General features: G+C 45.4%; 15 protein-coding genes. 13 read left to right on the forward strand and 2 right to left on the reverse strand.

The features are described 5' to 3' along the window. The first annotated feature begins 336 nt into the window (after positions 1 to 336). Genes QFZ81_RS00125 through QFZ81_RS00145 form a run of 5 tightly spaced genes read left to right on the forward strand, consistent with a single transcriptional unit; the run spans position 337 to position 6,250 of the window. Complete coding sequence (locus QFZ81_RS00125; RefSeq protein ID WP_307600832.1) at positions 337 to 1,257, forward strand: FAD binding domain-containing protein; 921 nt, start codon at positions 337 to 339, stop codon at positions 1,255 to 1,257. Then, a complete protein-coding gene (gene pucD / locus QFZ81_RS00130) occupies positions 1,241 to 3,619 on the forward strand; it encodes a xanthine dehydrogenase subunit D (protein ID WP_307600834.1) in 2,379 nt (792 codons plus the stop codon). Before QFZ81_RS00125 ends, pucD begins: the two co-directional genes overlap by 17 nt. Further along, positions 3,612 to 4,097: a (2Fe-2S)-binding protein gene (locus QFZ81_RS00135; protein ID WP_307435251.1), complete on the forward strand. Its 486-nt coding sequence runs from the start codon at positions 3,612 to 3,614 to the stop codon at positions 4,095 to 4,097. Before pucD ends, QFZ81_RS00135 begins: the two co-directional genes overlap by 8 nt. An 8-nt stretch (positions 4,098 to 4,105) precedes the next feature. Next, positions 4,106 to 5,251 carry a BMP family ABC transporter substrate-binding protein gene (locus tag QFZ81_RS00140; RefSeq protein ID WP_307600836.1) on the forward strand — a complete coding sequence of 382 codons (1,146 nt, stop codon included), beginning with the start codon at positions 4,106 to 4,108 and terminating at the stop codon, positions 5,249 to 5,251. 21 nt (positions 5,252 to 5,272) lie between these two features. After that, positions 5,273 to 6,250 carry an aromatic ring-hydroxylating dioxygenase subunit alpha gene (locus QFZ81_RS00145; protein ID WP_307435245.1) on the forward strand — a complete coding sequence of 326 codons (978 nt, stop codon included), beginning with the start codon at positions 5,273 to 5,275 and terminating at the stop codon, positions 6,248 to 6,250. A 69-nt stretch (positions 6,251 to 6,319) separates the two neighbouring features. Here QFZ81_RS00145 and QFZ81_RS00150 read toward each other — a convergent pair whose 3' ends face one another. After that, entirely contained in the window at positions 6,320 to 6,757 is a 438-nt protein-coding gene (locus QFZ81_RS00150; RefSeq protein ID WP_307435242.1) for a hypothetical protein, read from the reverse strand. 515 nt (positions 6,758 to 7,272) lie between these two features. On the opposite strand from QFZ81_RS00150, the gene QFZ81_RS00155 reads away from it, so the two are divergent. The 8 genes from QFZ81_RS00155 (at position 7,273) to QFZ81_RS00190 (ending at position 16,030) form a co-directional block, all read left to right on the forward strand. After that, complete coding sequence (locus tag QFZ81_RS00155) at positions 7,273 to 9,591, forward strand: ATP-binding protein (protein WP_307600838.1); 2,319 nt, start codon at positions 7,273 to 7,275, stop codon at positions 9,589 to 9,591. Next, entirely contained in the window at positions 9,588 to 10,226 is a 639-nt protein-coding gene (locus QFZ81_RS00160; protein WP_307435231.1) for a response regulator transcription factor, read from the forward strand. Before QFZ81_RS00155 ends, QFZ81_RS00160 begins: the two co-directional genes overlap by 4 nt. An 8-nt stretch (positions 10,227 to 10,234) precedes the next feature. After that, positions 10,235 to 11,158, forward strand: a complete 924-nt coding sequence (locus tag QFZ81_RS00165; protein ID WP_307600840.1) for a polyprenyl synthetase family protein — start codon at positions 10,235 to 10,237, stop codon at positions 11,156 to 11,158. A 333-nt stretch (positions 11,159 to 11,491) separates the two neighbouring features. Beyond that, positions 11,492 to 12,955, forward strand: coding sequence for a catalase (locus QFZ81_RS00170; RefSeq protein WP_307600842.1), 1,464 nt, complete (start codon positions 11,492 to 11,494; stop codon positions 12,953 to 12,955). A 42-nt stretch (positions 12,956 to 12,997) separates the two neighbouring features. Further along, a complete protein-coding gene (locus QFZ81_RS00175) occupies positions 12,998 to 13,273 on the forward strand; it encodes a Fur family transcriptional regulator (RefSeq protein WP_307435221.1) in 276 nt (91 codons plus the stop codon). A 167-nt stretch (positions 13,274 to 13,440) separates the two neighbouring features. Further along, entirely contained in the window at positions 13,441 to 14,202 is a 762-nt protein-coding gene (locus QFZ81_RS00180) for a metallophosphoesterase (protein ID WP_307435218.1), read from the forward strand. A gap of 69 nt (positions 14,203 to 14,271) precedes the next feature. Beyond that, positions 14,272 to 15,186: a hypothetical protein gene (locus QFZ81_RS00185; protein ID WP_307600844.1), complete on the forward strand. Its 915-nt coding sequence runs from the start codon at positions 14,272 to 14,274 to the stop codon at positions 15,184 to 15,186. Between the two features lie 160 nt (positions 15,187 to 15,346). Then, positions 15,347 to 16,030, forward strand: coding sequence for a hypothetical protein (locus tag QFZ81_RS00190; RefSeq protein ID WP_307600846.1), 684 nt, complete (start codon positions 15,347 to 15,349; stop codon positions 16,028 to 16,030). Positions 16,031 to 16,428: 398 nt separating this feature from the next. Here the strand turns inward: QFZ81_RS00190 and QFZ81_RS00195 are convergent, their stop codons facing one another. Then, on the reverse strand, positions 16,429 to 16,620 hold the full coding sequence (locus QFZ81_RS00195) for a PrsW family glutamic-type intramembrane protease (RefSeq protein ID WP_307435206.1): 192 nt from the start codon (positions 16,618 to 16,620) through the stop codon (positions 16,429 to 16,431). Positions 16,621 to 16,943 lie beyond the last annotated feature (323 nt).

Raw genomic sequence — 16,943 nt, forward strand, 5'->3', positions numbered from 1 at the left:
ATCTTTCGTGAGGGTAGAGGGGCTATAGAGTTACCCATGTTGTATTTTATACAACAATTCACACGCCTAAAGGTTATTTTGCAACTTGAAGTTGCACTTTTTTGTACAACATTTCGAGCCCATTTGCAGTAATTGTTGCACTTTTTACAACATCATTTAATCGCGAATAGGGATTCATTCATCGGGCAACCTCAACCCAGCATATATGACGATTGAATCCCGATTTAAGACACCGCTAAATGATTACAACTTCTATTGAGATTATCCATTAGAAGTGGCTTGAAGCAAGACAATAACGAACCAATCGTATCTATTGTGATTTAAGGAGGGTTGTTCATGTCAGTTCCTTTGTATCAGCTGCCAGAGCAGCAGCCTTCAGTATGGCAGCCTACGAGCGTAGCGGAAGCCATGCGTATGAAGCATAAATGGGGAGATGACTCGGTACTCATTGCTGGGGGCACCTGGCTCCGTACGCGCTGGGAAAACGGTCTTTCACCGCTCCCACAGCATCTGATTAGCCTTGGTAATATCTCATTGCTATCGGGATTAACGGTCGATTTTCTTGGACACATTCATATAGGGCCAGCTCTTTGTTTAGCAGATTTGATGAAAAATGAGCTGGTTAGGCAACGATGCGGGCTCCTAGTGCAAGCCTGCTCTGAGATCGCAGCGCCCTCTGTACGAAATTTAGCCACTATCGGAGGCAACGTAATGTCACGAACGGGGGACCTCATTCCTGTGTTGCTTGTAATGGATGCCCAAATCATTTGCTCGGATGGGCAGAATGAACGTTCACTGGCGCTGACGGAGTGGCTGGAAAGTCCGATTTCGTCCCAGAACGAGGTAATGACAGGGATCGTGGTGCCAACGGCGGCTCCGTTAGGTGTTGAAGAGGAGAATAAGTATGAGTTTTATCTTAAGGTGGGACGAAGAGAAGCGTTCACCCCATCGGTTGTAACAGTAGCTGGAAGGCTGTCTCTAGGAAAGGATGGAGCCCTCACAAGCATTGCATTAGCTGCGGGCGGAGGAAGCGCTGTTCCAGCAAGGTTTAAGGATCTGGAGGCCGCTGCCATGGGTCAGCCTTTATCCAAGGAGCTTCTGAAGTATCTGCATAAGGGTTTGCTCACGGAATTCGATGCTGTGGCTGATGATTATGCCGGTGTTACTTATCGCAAGCAGACAGCGGCCAATCTCATCGTTTCTGAGTGCTATAAAGCGTGGCAAAAAGGGGGCGGAGCGGATGCTCCTAAGTCGTGATACGTATGCGAATAAGTGGATTATCCGACCTGACGGTGAAGAAAAGGTAACCGGAAAGCTCCGATATCTCACGGATTTAACAGCACCCGGCATGCTGCATGGGAAAGTGCTTCGAAGTCGTTACCCCCATGCATGGATTCTTTCCATCGATACAAGCAAGGCGATAATGACTCCGGGTGTGCGCGTCGTGGTAACGGCAGAGGATGTGCCTGGTATGAATTTATTCGGCATTGCTTTCCCGCATCAGCCTGTGTTCTGTCATGATCGCGTTCGTTACATTGGGGACGCTTTGGCGGCGGTAGCTGCGGATACGGAAGAGATCGCTGAATATGCGCTTAGCCTGATTGAGGTTGTTTATGAGCCATTGCCTGTTGTAGATGATCCAGAAACGGCGCTAGACGCGGGTGCGATTAGGCTGCATCCCGATGGCAATCTGCTGCACCGAACGAGCTTGAAGCATGGGGAGGCAGAAACGGCGTTCGAGGGATGTGCACATATTGTTGAGGAGACGTATTTTACGCCTCGTCAAATGCACACCTATATGGAAACGGAGGGCGGCTTGTTTATCCCAGAGGATGATGGCCGATTGACGGTTTACTCGCCGACGCAGCATGGTTACAAGGATCGGATGCAGCTATCAAGGATTCTAGGGATGGCTGAGGAGCAGATTCGGGTAGTATCCAGTCCGATCGGCGGGTCGTTCGGCGGTAAGGATGAACTCAATGTGCAGCCCTTCGGTGCCCTTATGGCACTGAAGACGGGATCACCGATCAAAATGCACAATTCGCGACGTGAATCCGTCATATCTGGCATCAAACGGCATCCGATGCGGATTAAGATGAAGACCGGCGCGGATAAAGAGGGGCGTCTCATCGCACATCAAGTCAGCATTCTTGCTGATACAGGCGCCTATGCAACCTTGGGTTGTGAGGTCTTGAATTTTGCTACGGAACATGCGATAGGACCTTATAACATCCCGAATGTAGATGTTCAGGGGACGGGTGTATATACGAATAACGGCGTGTCCGGTGAGTTTCGGGGCTTCGGCGGCAATCAGGTGATTTTTGCCGTTGAGAGCCAAATCGAGCGGTTAGCAGAGAAGCTCGGTATGGACTCCTGGGAGCTGCGTAAGCAGAACTTGCGCGCTCCGGGCGACCCGGGGCCAATGGGGCAGAAGATTGTGCAAACCGAGGGCGCGAGCCAAGTGTGGAGTAAGGTGATGGAGTCGCCGCTCTGGGCGAAGCGCGGGAAGCTGAAGCGGGAAGGCGATGGAAAGGTACAGCAAGGCATGGGCGAGAAGCAGCGGGATCAAGCGGAGAGGCAGCAGGGTGACGAGCGGAATGACAAGGGCGAAGCCCCGTGGATCCGCCGGGGCGTCGGCGCAGCGATGGTGATGCACGGCGCCGGGCTCGGCCTAGGCATCCCGGATCACTCCGGCGGACGCATCGAGCTTACGCCGGAGGGCAAGATCCAAGCCTCCTTCGGCTTCGAGGAGTTCGGGCAAGGGCTCTATGCAGCGCTCACGCTGATGCTGCAAGACTTCTTTGGCTGCACCGCCGAAGACATCCGCATCGTCATCGGCGATACGGATCGCGTGCCGAGCAGCGGATCCAGCACCGCTTCGCGCGCCACCACGATGATGTGGCGCGCACTGCAGCGTCTGAAGCCGCCGTTCGTGCAGGCGCTGCTTCAGCAGGCGTCTGCACTCGCCGGCCTCGCAGCCGAAGAACTGGCAACCGGCGCAGGCGGGATTCATCGCAAGGGCGATGAATCGGGCAAGCCGGTTGTGACGTATGCGGAGTTGGCGGAGGCTGCTGAGGCAGCAGCCCAGCCGATCATCGCGCATACGGAGTTCGACTACCCGACGACGCCGGAAGGGCTGGTCGGCGCTCATTATTTATACTCCTACGCATCCGTCATCGTGGAAGTGGAAGTGAACATGCTGACGGGGCGAGTGAAGGTGCTGCAAACCGATCACGTCATTGCAGCAGGTCCTGTTATTAATCCGATGGGGTTCCTCGGACAGATTGAGGGCGGCAGCGTAATGGCGTTGGGATACACATTGACTGAAGATGCCGTCATGAAGGAAAGCAATTACGTCCGGCATAATTTGGACACGTACCTAGTTCCAACCTTCAAGGACAGCCCTCATACCATTCGGGTAGAAGCGATTGAAGATTTGCCCGAGGATGATACATTTGGCCCGCGTGGGGTTGGCGAAATCGGCTCCGTCGGTTTGGCCCCGGCCATTACCGCAGCGGTCCGGCAAGCAACGGGTATTTGGGTAAATCGACTTCCGATTTCACCGGAAAACATCGTGCAGTCCATCGACTGGTTAGAAGGGGTGGAGGCCATTGATTAATACAACTTATGTGCTTGAATGTTCCATTAACGGTAAGGCTGTCGCGGTACCGGTCCCTGCTTCCAAACGGATGTCGGATATCCTGCGCGATGACTTGCTTTTAACAGGAACCAAAGTTTCTTGTGAGATAGGACGATGCGGGGCCTGCATGGTACTGCTTGATGGTAAACCCGTTAATTCTTGCCTGCTTATGGCTTATCAAGCGGCAGGTAAGGAAGTGACGACCATTGAGGGGATATCGGCGGGGGGAGAGCTGCATCCCGTTCAGCAAGCTATGTTAGAGGAAGGAGGGCTCCAGTGCGGTTATTGTACCGCTGGTATGGTCGTTACGCTTACGGCTTTATGGGAAAAGAATCCTACCCCGACTAGGGCGGAGGCCGAAGAGGCACTGTGTGGCAATTTATGCCGATGCACGGGCTATGAAGGCATTTTCAGAGCTGTAGAAAGATGTGGTTTGTCGATAAAAAGAGAGGGGTAGAAGCCATTATGACAAAAAAATGGATGTTTTCCTTAACAGCTATCTTACTTATGATCCTAACTGCTTGCTCTGGACAATCAACAACGACTAGCATCACGACCGCACCTAATGCGTCCCCTGCTTCAACCCCAGCTAGCAGTACAGCGCCACAGGCGGAGAAAAAGCTGCCTAGAGTCGCCTTTGTCTATATCGGTGTTCCAGGTGATGGAGGCTGGACTTACGAGCACGATCAAGGCCGTTTAATGTTGGAAAAAGAGCTAGGCATCAAAGCGACAACGGTTGAAAATATTCCTGAAGGTCCTGATGCAGAGCGTGTTTTTGAAGAGTTGGCACAGAAGAACGATATTATTTTCGGAACGTCCTTTGGATATATGGACCCGATGTACAATGTAGCTCAAAAGCACCCGAAGGTCACATTTCTACACGCAACTGGCTATAAAACACTGCCTAACCTAGGGACATACATGGGGCGCGAATACCAAAGTGCGTATCTCGTAGGTATGGCGGCCGGTAAAATAACCAAGAACAATCACATGGGTTATGTCGGTGCATTCCCAATCCCAGAAGTTATTTATACCATTAATGCTTTCACCCTTGGCGCACAAAGCGTTAATCCGGATATTGATGTGTCTGTGGTTTGGAGCAATACTTGGTTCGATCCGGCGACAGAGAAGCAAGCTGCGATTTCTTTACTGGATAAAGGCGTTGACATTTTGGCTGCGTACCAAGATTCACCTGCAAGTATTCAAGCGGCAGCGGAACGCAAAGTGTGGGGGATCGGAAACGACTCGGATATGGGCCGATTTGCGCCTGAGACATATATTTCTAACCCGAAATGGAACTGGGGACCTTACTATGTGCAGACCGTTAAAAGTGTCATGGATGGGACTTGGAAATCCGGCGCGTATTTCGGAAGCATGAAAGAAGGCATTACAGATATAGCTCCTCTAGGTAAAAATGTGCCAGCCGACGTTAAAGCTCTTGTTGAGAAGAAGAAGCAAGATATCTTGAACGGTACCTTCGAAGTATTCCAAGGACCTATCGTGGATCAAGATGGCAAGACGCGTTTTGAACAGGGTAAAAAGATGACAGACGAAGAGATATTGGGCACAACCTGGTTTGTTAAGGGCATTAAAGGTGTCATTCCGAAATAAGTGTGAGAGGACGTTAGGGCGATGACGATACAAGATATTGCTTTGATTGACGAGTGGCATCCGGTGTTGTTGTCGTCAGATCTGCTAGAAAAGCCTATACCTGTCATCGTGTTAGGCGAAAAAGTGGCTGTATTCCGTACTTCGCAAGGCGTCCACGCCTTCAAGGACTTATGTATTCATCGGGGAGTACCATTATCACTGGGTAAAGTGAAGGGGGATGAACTCGTCTGTGCTTACCACGGTTGGTCATACAACGGCTGCGGTACTTGTACGCGAATTCCGTCTCTGCCTGCTGATCGAGCGATTCCCTCCAAGGCGAAAGCGTTCGTCTACGCATGTGTAGAGGCACACGGTTTCATCTGGGTGAGCTTAGGTACACCGGTTCATTCTCTGCCAAAAGTGAGTGCGTTTATCCCTGACGGCTTCAAAGAAGTCATCATGGGACCTTACACCCTGCAAGCTGCAGGACCTCGTATCATTGAGAACTTCCTCGACGTATCCCATCTAATGTTTGTTCATGAGGGTTTGCTAGGTGATAGTGAATTTGCTGAAATTGGGGATTATCAGGTTTACGAGGAGGACGGTGTCCTTACTTCAGAGGAAATTATCGTCTATCAACCTGATCCGGATGGAACGGGGCGCGGCGTACATAGCCGATACGTCTACGAAGTGTTCGGTCCGCTCTGTGTCGCTTTTACCAAAAGAGATCGCGATACGGATCATATCTTCCGGTTGTTCTTGATGGTGCTGCCGGAAACGGAGCAAATGAGCAAAGCGTTCATGTTGAAGCAGAGGAACTATGCTTATGAGGAACCTGACGAGGTTTTCGTTCAATTTCAGGATCTGCTCATTGAGCAGGATCGAGAAATGGTTGAAAACCAGAAGCCTGAGCTGCTTCCGCTCGATCTTCAAGCGGAGCTGCATCTGAATACAGATCGCTTGAGCATCGCGTACCGTAAGCTGCTTCGGGAACTGGGCGTCACCTTCGGGACGGCTTAGGGGGTTGAAATAAAGCGCTGCGGCGCATGGGAGTAGTTCTTCTCCCCTGCGCCGCAGCGTTTTTTTGGATTATCTTTTTTTCCTGTTATTCTTAATCAGCGTCATTCTCCTGGAATGGCGCAGCCAAGAATAGTAGGCTCGTAAGTCACGCAATTCCATGGTTTTAGACATAAATCCGAGGAAGGTGATGACAATCATTCTATGTAAGGGCCTGCCGATTAGATCGGTTTCTTTCTCAACCTCAGTAAATTGCACAACCATTAGTAAATCATCATCGATAACGTATACTTCTTCTTCGTTGCGGTAGTAGGACGCTATTTTGCCGCTCTTAAGCTTATCCCACAAATACGTACATATATCCTCAAGCTTTGTTTGTTCACCTTCCACACGAGTGATCCATCGACTATGGGCATGATGGGTGATGACAATATCGGCGATCTTTTTATCAGCTAGTTCGATATAGAAGGGGTCATAGGTACTCCATCGGCTCATTGTTTTATCTTTCATACCTTGAACTCCTTTCTTCTCATCCATATTAAGAACCAAGTGTGTTTTTCCATATATATACTTATTATCATAAAGTTAACTTGTTTCAAGGGCATCACATAAATCATTTCACTGATTTCAACCTATTTTTCGTACTTGTGTAAAACATGCAAAAACAATTGCATGAAGACGATAAAAAGGATTGCATGATTAGCGGGAGGCTAATTATACAATCCTTTTTTAATTTGGTAAAATAATACTAGAGTTTACCACCAATCACCTGCGAGTTTTACTAGATCTTTCTGCCTAGCAATTGCAGGACGATTAAAGGTTCTAACCGCTGCGGCAGATTCTACTTTAGATAATGATAGCTCAGTTAAGAAAGGGCTTGCATCTTCGCGCAACTCGTTACGTTTCAACATGTGAACGGCATGCTGCAATTTCGGGGTTAACTGGATGACCGGCATAGGATCACTTCTTTCTTATACGATTGGACTACAAATGTATTATAGCAAATAAATGGAGGATGTTGGTGGATGAGAAATAAATATGCAATAGGGTTTTGTGTGACAATTTTCATTGTATTGCAGATTTGGTGCTCGTTCATTACCTTTCATTTCCCTTATATCGGGATTTATGTTGAATTGACTCCACAACAACAATGGGTGATCAAGGAGATGACTCCGGAAAGCGCCAGTGCAAAGCTAAACCTCAAGGTTGGGGATATCGTCAAGCAGGTGGATGGCAAGCTTCCTGATGAATCCCGGACCATTCAAAAATGGAAAGCGATAGAGAAAGCTCACTTGTTACTGATTTCAAGAGACGGTTATGAGTATGAAATAAAGGTAAACAGGAATAGCACTACCTTCTACGATATGGTTCCGTTAGTAGAGGAAGGCGTATGTCTGTTCATGGCTGTTTTGCTTTTCATGAAAATGCGCCGTTCTCCATCGGCCAAGCTGCTCGCTGCTGTTTTTCTGACCATGGCTATGATTTATATGAGTCTGGGTGCTTCCGTAAGGGGAGATGTTATTGGAAAGCTGTTGATTGCCAGCTTTATGATGGCTTTGCCGATTATCTTTTTGCATTTCTTGGTTATCTTTTTCAAGGAAAAAGGCAATATGGAATTGCCAACTCGAATTTTAAAATATTTGTATGCAATCGTAATCATAGCATTCGCTATAAGAAGCCTATACTTTTATCCTCCGATGGCCAAGGTGTATCGTTATGATGGCTCCGTAACCTTAGTCTTTTTCATTATTGGCTTTATTTTCAATATGAGTGTTTTGACATTTCTGTATGCTAAAGTTCGAAAACAACAATCCTACGTGTCGAGCATTATTAAGAGCGTATGGTTGTCATTGTTGATCTCTTTTTTACCAGTCATCTGCTTCTCCTTACTTCCTCAATTAATTACAGGACAACAAATTTTAAATGCAAGGTATACAAGCGGGCTTATATTGGTTTTCCCCATTTCATTTGCCTATTTGATTGCCTCCAATCAGTTGTATGATATCGGGCTTGTTATCCGGCGTTTTATGTTCGCTGGTTTAATGGCGATCATTCCCGTCAGCCTGTTTACAGGGGCCTACGTTTTCTTATTTGGTCAAGAAGTAGATGATAAACAAATTTTATTCCTATTCATTGGTTCCATTATTCTTGTTTCGTCGGTTCTGTATGTTGCCGAATATTGGACAACGCGGCTTGAGCCGTTTTTGTTCCCAAGAAAATACGCCCTGCAATTTGCTTTGAAGAAAATATCTAAAAACCTTGGGACCATTTCCAGTTTCCGTGAGTTGAAAGAGATCATACTCGTGGATATTGTTGGTACCCTTCAGGTGATGGGTGGAGCCATTGTGTTCCAGTATAAGAACGATACCGAGATCATTTACGAAGGGGAAATAGATACTTCAGAAGTTCAGCAGCTTGTTAACTCGTCATCCTTGCTCGATCATCCGCTTTATACATGCATGGAGATGAATAGCCATGAAGAGTATTCGAGTTATTTGATTATGACACGGAAAAAGACGAACACGATGCTTGCGAAGGAAGAGAGGCAGTGGCTGCAGCTGATTACAACCTATTTGGAAGTTAGCTTGGAAAATGTCCACTTGATCCGCAAGTTAACAGCCAGGTTGCATCAATTTGCTTCCCAGCTTCCTCATGAAAACGCAGCGCAGGATATTCAATGGTTTCGTAAGGTGATGTTTGAACTTCAGGAAGAGGAACGAATTCGGATTGCTAGCGATCTTCATGATACGACGATGCAGGATCTTTTCTTTCTCAAAAGAAGAATATCCACTCTTGCCGATAAGCCAACGATGCATCAAGAAGATCAGGTACAATTGAAAAATATGAATAATTTTGTGGAAATGATCAATGCCAGCCTGCGCCAAAGCTGCTTTGAGTTAAATCCCCATTTGTTAAAAGAGGTAGGTCTGATTCAAACGCTGAAGATGTACTTGGAAAAGGAGTCATATACAACGTCATTTGAGCTTGAATTTCAAGCAGGACATGCTGCTGTCATCGAAACTAAAGATTTGCTTACGAAACGGTATATATTCCGAATCGTCCAAGAGCTGCTTAATAACGCAAAAAAACATTCGCAGGCTTCTAAAGTTAAGTTCCATATCATGGAAAAAGATTTTTGTTTCAGGTTAATTTATGAGGATGACGGAGTTGGATTTCATGATAGAGACGAAGTTCACCCGGAGATTGGCGCATCAGGCATGGGGATCGAACAAATGAGAAGCAGAGTCTTGCACGTGGGTGGACACTTTGAGCTCAATACACAAAAAGGAAACGGAACGAAGTTTATCATTACGATACCCATCGAGGAGGTGATTTCTGCATGATTGAAGTCGTTAAGACATTGGTTGTCGACGATCATCCTTTGTTTGCACGTGCGACCAAATCTTTATTAGAAGAGATCGATGGTATTGAAGTTATCGGCGTTGTCTCTAATGCCAAACAATGCTTGGAACAAGTAGAGCTGCATCAGCCTGGTCTCGTATTTCTAGATTATCAACTTCCTGATCTATCCGGCACAGAAGTCGCTGCTCAGTTAAAGGACATTTATCCGAATATGCATATTGTTATTTTTACGGGAATCGATGTGACGGGCATCTTAAATAAATTAATCGAAATCAAAGTAAGCGGCGTTCTATCGAAGGAGTCGAGCGAAAGAACGATTAAAAATATGGTGAATTGTATGTTGGATGGTCATACGATGCTGCCGTTATCATACTTTCACCAGATGCAATTAAGTGGAGATTATACCAAGGATGACTGTGTGTTACTAGATGAAGAAGTACTCATGATGAACATGTTGGTCAAGGGAGCGACTCACGATCAAATTGCGGAACGCATCTTTATGAGCAAGCGAACTGTCGATAATTATTTACGCAAGATTTACGACAAATGGGGCGCCAAATCGAGAACGGAAGCACTAGAAAAGTTTATTAAAAGCAAATATTACACGAAGGCTTAAAGGAGGAAATGATGCAGGACATCCAGCAGCATATGCATCGTGTTATTGATGACTATATTTATGTAGAAGATTTAAATACTCTGCTTAAATCTTTTATAGATGACAAAGAAAAGGAAAACTGTACATGGTCTAAGATCACGATTTGTACGCACAAGATGTTAGGAGGAGATTCGCCTCACATTCATCGACTTGCTGCGGTGACGGAACTGGTCATTCTCACTTTGGATATTATGGATGATTTGCAGGATCAAGATCAAGGGAGTAAGCCATGGATGCAATGTCCACAAGCCATTACGTTGAATGCTGTTATGGCGCTGTTCATGGGATTGTTAGGTGAATTGGGGCACTTGCAGGTCAAAGATAAGATGCTAGTCGAGGTAAGCAAAATCATTTCGAGATCGATTAATGGCCAACAAAAAGATGTAACCAATATGATATCAACTGTAGATGACTATCTGATGATGACGCAAGAGAAATCAGGTTCCTTATACCGGCTTGCCTGTTTCATGGGTTATTCCTCTTTAGAATGCACGGAGGAAACCATTGAACAGATTCATCAATTAGCTGACTGTATTGGCCTTATTCATCAAATTCAAAATGATATGAGAGATCTTATTCGGTTTGATGTGAAAAACGATTTGATTGGAAAGAAACGAACGCTTCCTGTGTTGTATTTACTATCCATTGAAGATACGGCATTCAGTCAATTGAAAGCATATTATGAGGGTGAAATTACCGTAGAATTCCTTTTGAAAGAGAAAGAGGATTTTTTGCAAATGATTCATGATTCCGGATGTATGGAATATGCCCGAATTGTCCAAACTGTTTGCATTCAAAAGGCGGAAGAGATTTATGAGAATTTGCAAGCTATCTCTCCTTGGAAAGAAAGGTTTAAGGAAATGACGTACGAGGATTTTCTGGATGCGGACTAGGTGGGGCAAACGTGAGCATTCATGTATATACAGATGGGGAGTAGAGTGGACAAGTGGTACCTTGGCTTAAATAATTTTGAAGGCTGTTAAGTTCCTGCGCAAGTGCGGTGGGACTTGATGGCCTTTTTTCAACTTCTCGAATGGAGTTGGAGGAATATGAAGTCATGAGGAACGACGGGCCGCTATTTTGTGAAAATGTGCTAGAAATTGCAGCCAATTCAGGTTTAACAAGCGTAGAAAGGGTTATTGACAACTCTTCTCAATTAAAATAAAATAGATATTATATAATAATTATTCTAAATAATACAATTATACCTGCGAAGGAGAATGCAGATGTCCCATAACCACTTAACAACCAACCAGGGTGCGCCTGTAGGCGATAACCAGAACTCACGGACAGCAGGCCAGAATGGTCCGACACTATTGGAGGATTACCATTTATTAGAGAAGATTGCGCATTTCGATCGGGAGCGTATTCCGGAGCGTGTGGTTCATGCGCGTGGAGCGGGAGCTTTTGGAACTTTTATCGTTGAAAATTCGATGAAACGTTACACGAAAGCAGGCTTCCTAAGCGAAGCTGGCAGAGAAACGCCGGTATTCGTACGCTTTTCCACGGTTATCCATGGGCAAGGGTCACCTGAAACAGCGCGTGATCCGCGCGGATTCGCAGTTAAATTTTATACAGAAGAAGGCAATTACGATCTAGTCGGCAATAATCTTCCTGTTTTCTTTATCCGCGACGCGATGAAATTCCCTGATATGGTTCACTCCTTGAAGCCGGCGCCTGACACGAATGTTCAGACGCCTGACCGCTATTGGGATTTCATGTCACTGACACCGGAGTCGACGCATATGCTGACTTGGGTATTCTCGGACTACGGCACACCAGCGAATTACCGTGAAATGAATGGTTTCGGTGTTCATGCGTTTAAATGGATCAATTCCGTAGGGAATTATGTGTATGTGAAATATCACTGGAAACCGCACCAAGGCGTTCGTAATTTGAGCAAAGCCGAAGCTTCAGCCATTCAGGGCGAGGATTTCAGTCATGCAACAAGAGATTTGTACGACCACATCGATCGCGGCGAATTCCCGAAATGGGACCTGCACGTGCAGCTGCTGCCGCCTGAGGATTTGGATGCATACGATTTTGATCCACTGGATCCAACAAAAGTGTGGCCAGAAGACCTTGTTCCGTTGCAAAAAGTAGGGACAATGACGTTAAACCGCAACGCTCAGAACTTTTTTGCTGATGTGGAGCAAGCAGCTTTTGCGCCAAGTGTGTTGGTGTCAGGGATTGAGCCCTCGGAAGATAAGCTGCTGCAAGGCCGGCTTTTCTCCTACCCAGATACACAAAGACACCGTCTTGGCGCCAACTACCTGCAAATCCCGGTGAACTGCCCTTATGCAACCGTGCAAAATAACCAGCGCGATGGCGCTATGCAAATGAAGCAGCAGCCTGGCAGTGTGAATTATGAGCCGACTCGTCATGCCGATGCACCGAAAGAAGCGCCTGAATTTCGCGACAGCAGTGCACTCATCAATGGAACTGTTGGTAGACAAAAAATCGATAAAACCAATGATTTCGCACAAGCCGGAGACACATTCCGCAGCTTCAGCGAGCAGGAGCAAGCGAACTTTATTTCGAATCTGGTAGGCGACCTCTCGTCTGTTCACGAGAAATCGAAACTGATGGCGATCTGTAATTTTTATAGAGCGGATGCGAAGCTGGGGGAAAGTCTGGCGGCAGGTTTGAACGTAGATATTTCAGGTTATTTACAACACTTAAATCGCTAAGGGTCTTCGTAAAAATTCAAGTCATTCGTAGAGGAGGTTTCCATGATGGTACAACATGATTTGAATTTAGCACTGCAGAAGATGAGAGCCAAGAATATTACATTAACGCCACAACGGCATGCATTATTGGAATTTCTTTATGCGCAGGGGAGTTTCACGACGGTCAAAGACATATGTGAAGCGTTGAGCGTTAGGTATCCTCATATCAATGCGATGACGGTTAACAGCAGCTTGCATGTCTTTAAGCAGCTAGGGTTGGTTAATGAATTGGCTGTTATCGGTGCCTCCTTGCGATATGAGGCGGCAATTTGCTCGTAAAAAACATAGTAAGGCGCTGCAGGTTGGGAAGAGTTTGCTTCTTCGCGCCACTGCAGCGCCTTTTTTAATAATTAAGATTTTTTTCACTGAAAGGAATAATCCGAAATATCTAGAATATATGTTAACTTCTACAAAATGAATTTCTAAGAGGAGGATGGTGAAGTAAATTGATTTATTTATCCATATTGATTCTAATACTCTTATTTTATATAAATTTTATCTTACCTACACAATGGTTAAAAGTTGAGCGAATTAAATACCCTCTGGATTTAAAATTGAAAATCCTACAAATTAGTGATATGCATGTAGAACGATTAAGGATAAGTCCATCTAAAATTACAATGATTATTAATCTTGAGAAACCAAATTATATTTTTGTTACAGGTGATTTTACCAAACGTCGAACAAGTCTCTCTAAACTAGAAAAGTATCTAAGAGCTTTGGTTATAAGTAACGTACCCATTTATTGTGTTCTCGGAAACCATGATTATCAGCAAGAAAATGTACAGGATTTAATCAATCTACTAAGAAAATACGGTTTGCATTTATTAATTAATGAATCGGTACATTTAGAGCAATTTGAGTTAATTGGAATTGATGATTTTGATTCAGGTAAGAGTAATATAGAAAGATCGTTTCAAAATGTTGATCAGAGTAAAACTAAAGTCGTTATTACCCACGATCCTAACGTAGTCTTACATTTAAATAAACAATATGATTATTTAATGGCTGGGCATCTACATGGTAAACAATTTAATGTACCATTTTTCTTTAGAATCAAAAACGCGGGTAAGTTACCTAGGATGGGGATTTATAAGGGTCTCCATAAAAATCGATTTGGGACTTACTACATATCTAAGGGAATTGGACAGACGGGTATTAATGTAAGATTTCTAGTCAGAAGTGAGATAACGATGCACTATCTATAGAACCGATAATAAACCCGTGCGATTAATTTACCTAATGCTATGATAAGAAATAAAAGGATTTTTTGCACTTTGACTGCTGACGGTAAAAGGAGGGGATCCGCTCTGGGCATCGATTTTCACAAGAAATGGGCATGCCAAAAAATGATTGAGTCGTCGCAGACGAACATTTGGGAAGGCCATTGGGCGTGCGCGGTTTTAGCCTTGATTGGAGTTTTGGAAGAAAACCTGGTACCGGGAACGCTGGAAGCCACGATTCGCAAAAATCTCGAAAAAACGGTAGAGGAACACCCAAACGATAAGCAATATCGGGCCCACAAGGAATACGCAGGCTTTCGTAATGGTATTTTGAGCTTGCTCGTCAAAAAAGATCAATCTTGTCATGCATTGGGTCATGATGTGATCTATGTGTATTACATGCTGGCTACGCTCTCTTGCTCCGAAGTTCCGGCAACGGTCGAATTGTACAATGCCATGACAAAATTGCTGGAGGGATTTGCGGCGTCCGGTCCGGGTTATGTAACGATAAACGGAAACGACATCGTCATTGATCCTGAAGGCATCCCCGTAACGACAACAAGGGTTCCACTGACTCCCGCTGTTGTTGTTGATCTTTTTCATAACTTTCAGAGGCCGTACCAAATGGAAAAAGGCGATATGCAGCTCGGACACCTCCTTACTCATGGCCACTCCATCTTAGAGCTGAAGCAAGTATTTCACGATCATGGGCTTGATCAGTCGGAGACTTCCTTATTCACAAGAATGGACATTCTGGTCTACGCAAACGGGCTGGAAAAAAATCCGACGGAATATGATCCACCATTTACAACAACCATGAGCAGTCCGTTGGAACAGCCATTCTGGGAGCAGGCATTCGCGGACAGCAGACACGGCCATTATTATAAATACGCGTACAGTTACCTAAAGCTGAACCGGATGGCCGGCCGTAATCCTTCCGATTTCGGATCGTTCAGCCGGATTTTGTAGTTATTCATTTTCCTGTTGCGCTCTCTGAGAATATTGTGGCACACTATGGATATCACGCATTAACCGAGTGGCAAAGAATGCCCCGCTTCCTTTCTAAATCGGAAAGGAGTCGGGGTTTTGTGTTTTTTAAAACGAATATGAAGAGGCGGGTGATCAGGGAATGGGTTTTGAGATCGAACACGATAAATGGATAGGTGATCATCTTAGGCGAAGAAGAGGGGAACGTCTGGATGCTCTGAAACGCGGCCATGGGTTCGGAAATCGATTGTTCGTTAAGCAAATCTGGTGGCAGCTTGTCGGACATTTCCATGGATTGCATCCTGAATATGAAGTGAAGGACTGGCGAGGGAGATCCTACTTTGTCGATTTCATGTGGATTGTTGGTGCTATACGTATTGTATTTGAGATCATGGACTTTGGCTCACACGGCACGGATCGAACCAAGTATCGGATGGATTTGAACCGGGGACTGTTTCTTCAAGCTCAAGACTGTACGGTCTTCTACATCTCTTTGGATGAGTTAAAAGAGAACCCCTCGTTCATTCTCTCCACATTGCGGAACATCTTGTTCCCTTATCTGTCTGCTGAGAGTGGAACCAAAAGAATGGTGGAGAAACGCTATTCAAAAATCGAACGAGACTTGATGCGAGCGGCCATTCGCCATAATCGTGCCATTCGCCCATCCGAGGCTGCAAGGGAGTTGGAACTGCATATTATGACTGTCATCAAGTACTGCCGCATACTGGTCGATAAAGGGAAATTTCGGGCGATGGCCAGAGGAGTGTCCCAGCGAGTCAACTACTATGAATATGTGGGCTCTATCCAAAGTCCGGATTTGGTTTGAGCACTGTTTCTGTTTCGATGCTTGGAATTATATATGAAAAATCATATAGAAAATTCCCTGGGCTGGCTAAAGTGAAAAATCTATGTGAAAAATCGTATATAATTTGTCTTTTTGCATGAATCCCGCCAATTATGTTCGAAAAATCGTATATATCAACGACGGTTAAATGGATTTGCTTCTTACTCTCCCATGAACTCCCTTCGTCGGCTCAAACAGCAAAAAGGACACAACCCGTTTCCCGGTCGTGCCCTTTTTGTGCTTCGCTGCGTTATACATTTATGTAATGTGGAACCCAGGGGGATTCATCTGAGTGTCGCGTTCGACCAAGTAACGCTTCTTAAACACGCTGCAAACATAGAAGTCATACCCTGCATGCCGATATTCAGTGCGTTTCCGGCCTACTCAAATGCGGCAAACCCAGAGCCGACAGCCGCTCCAACTAACAACCCGTTTAGGATAAAATGATATTTTCGATTACGCAGGCAAAACAAAATGGCCAATACCTTCGCCGCTTCTTCTATAAGCCCAATAAAGATGACATTTCTCCCGAGCACGCCTAGCGTATCGAAGAACAGCAGCGCGATAATCAAGGATAGCATCCGGATATGAAATTGTCCCCGTTAAAGCCACGAAATCACTGATTTTTCCTAAGGTAAGGGTTTTTGACGTTTACATCAAAACTAAAAAAAGGACCCCTTTCGGAGTCCTCTTCGACGGAGAATAGATTGATGGTACTTTTGCCTTGAACCTTACTTGGCTCGGTCATTACCTCATCACATTATTGCAGTACTTGACTACATTAATGAGCCCACGGCACATCCCCTCGCTTCAATATCGATTCAAAAACAACTTCCCTGGTGTTTTATCATTGAATTATCTTTGACACTACACCTCGCTGTTTCACCGTCGAAAG

The organism is Paenibacillus sp. V4I9 (assembly GCF_030817295.1).
In the GTDB taxonomy this organism is placed as follows: Bacteria; Bacillota; Bacilli; order Paenibacillales; family NBRC-103111; genus Paenibacillus_E.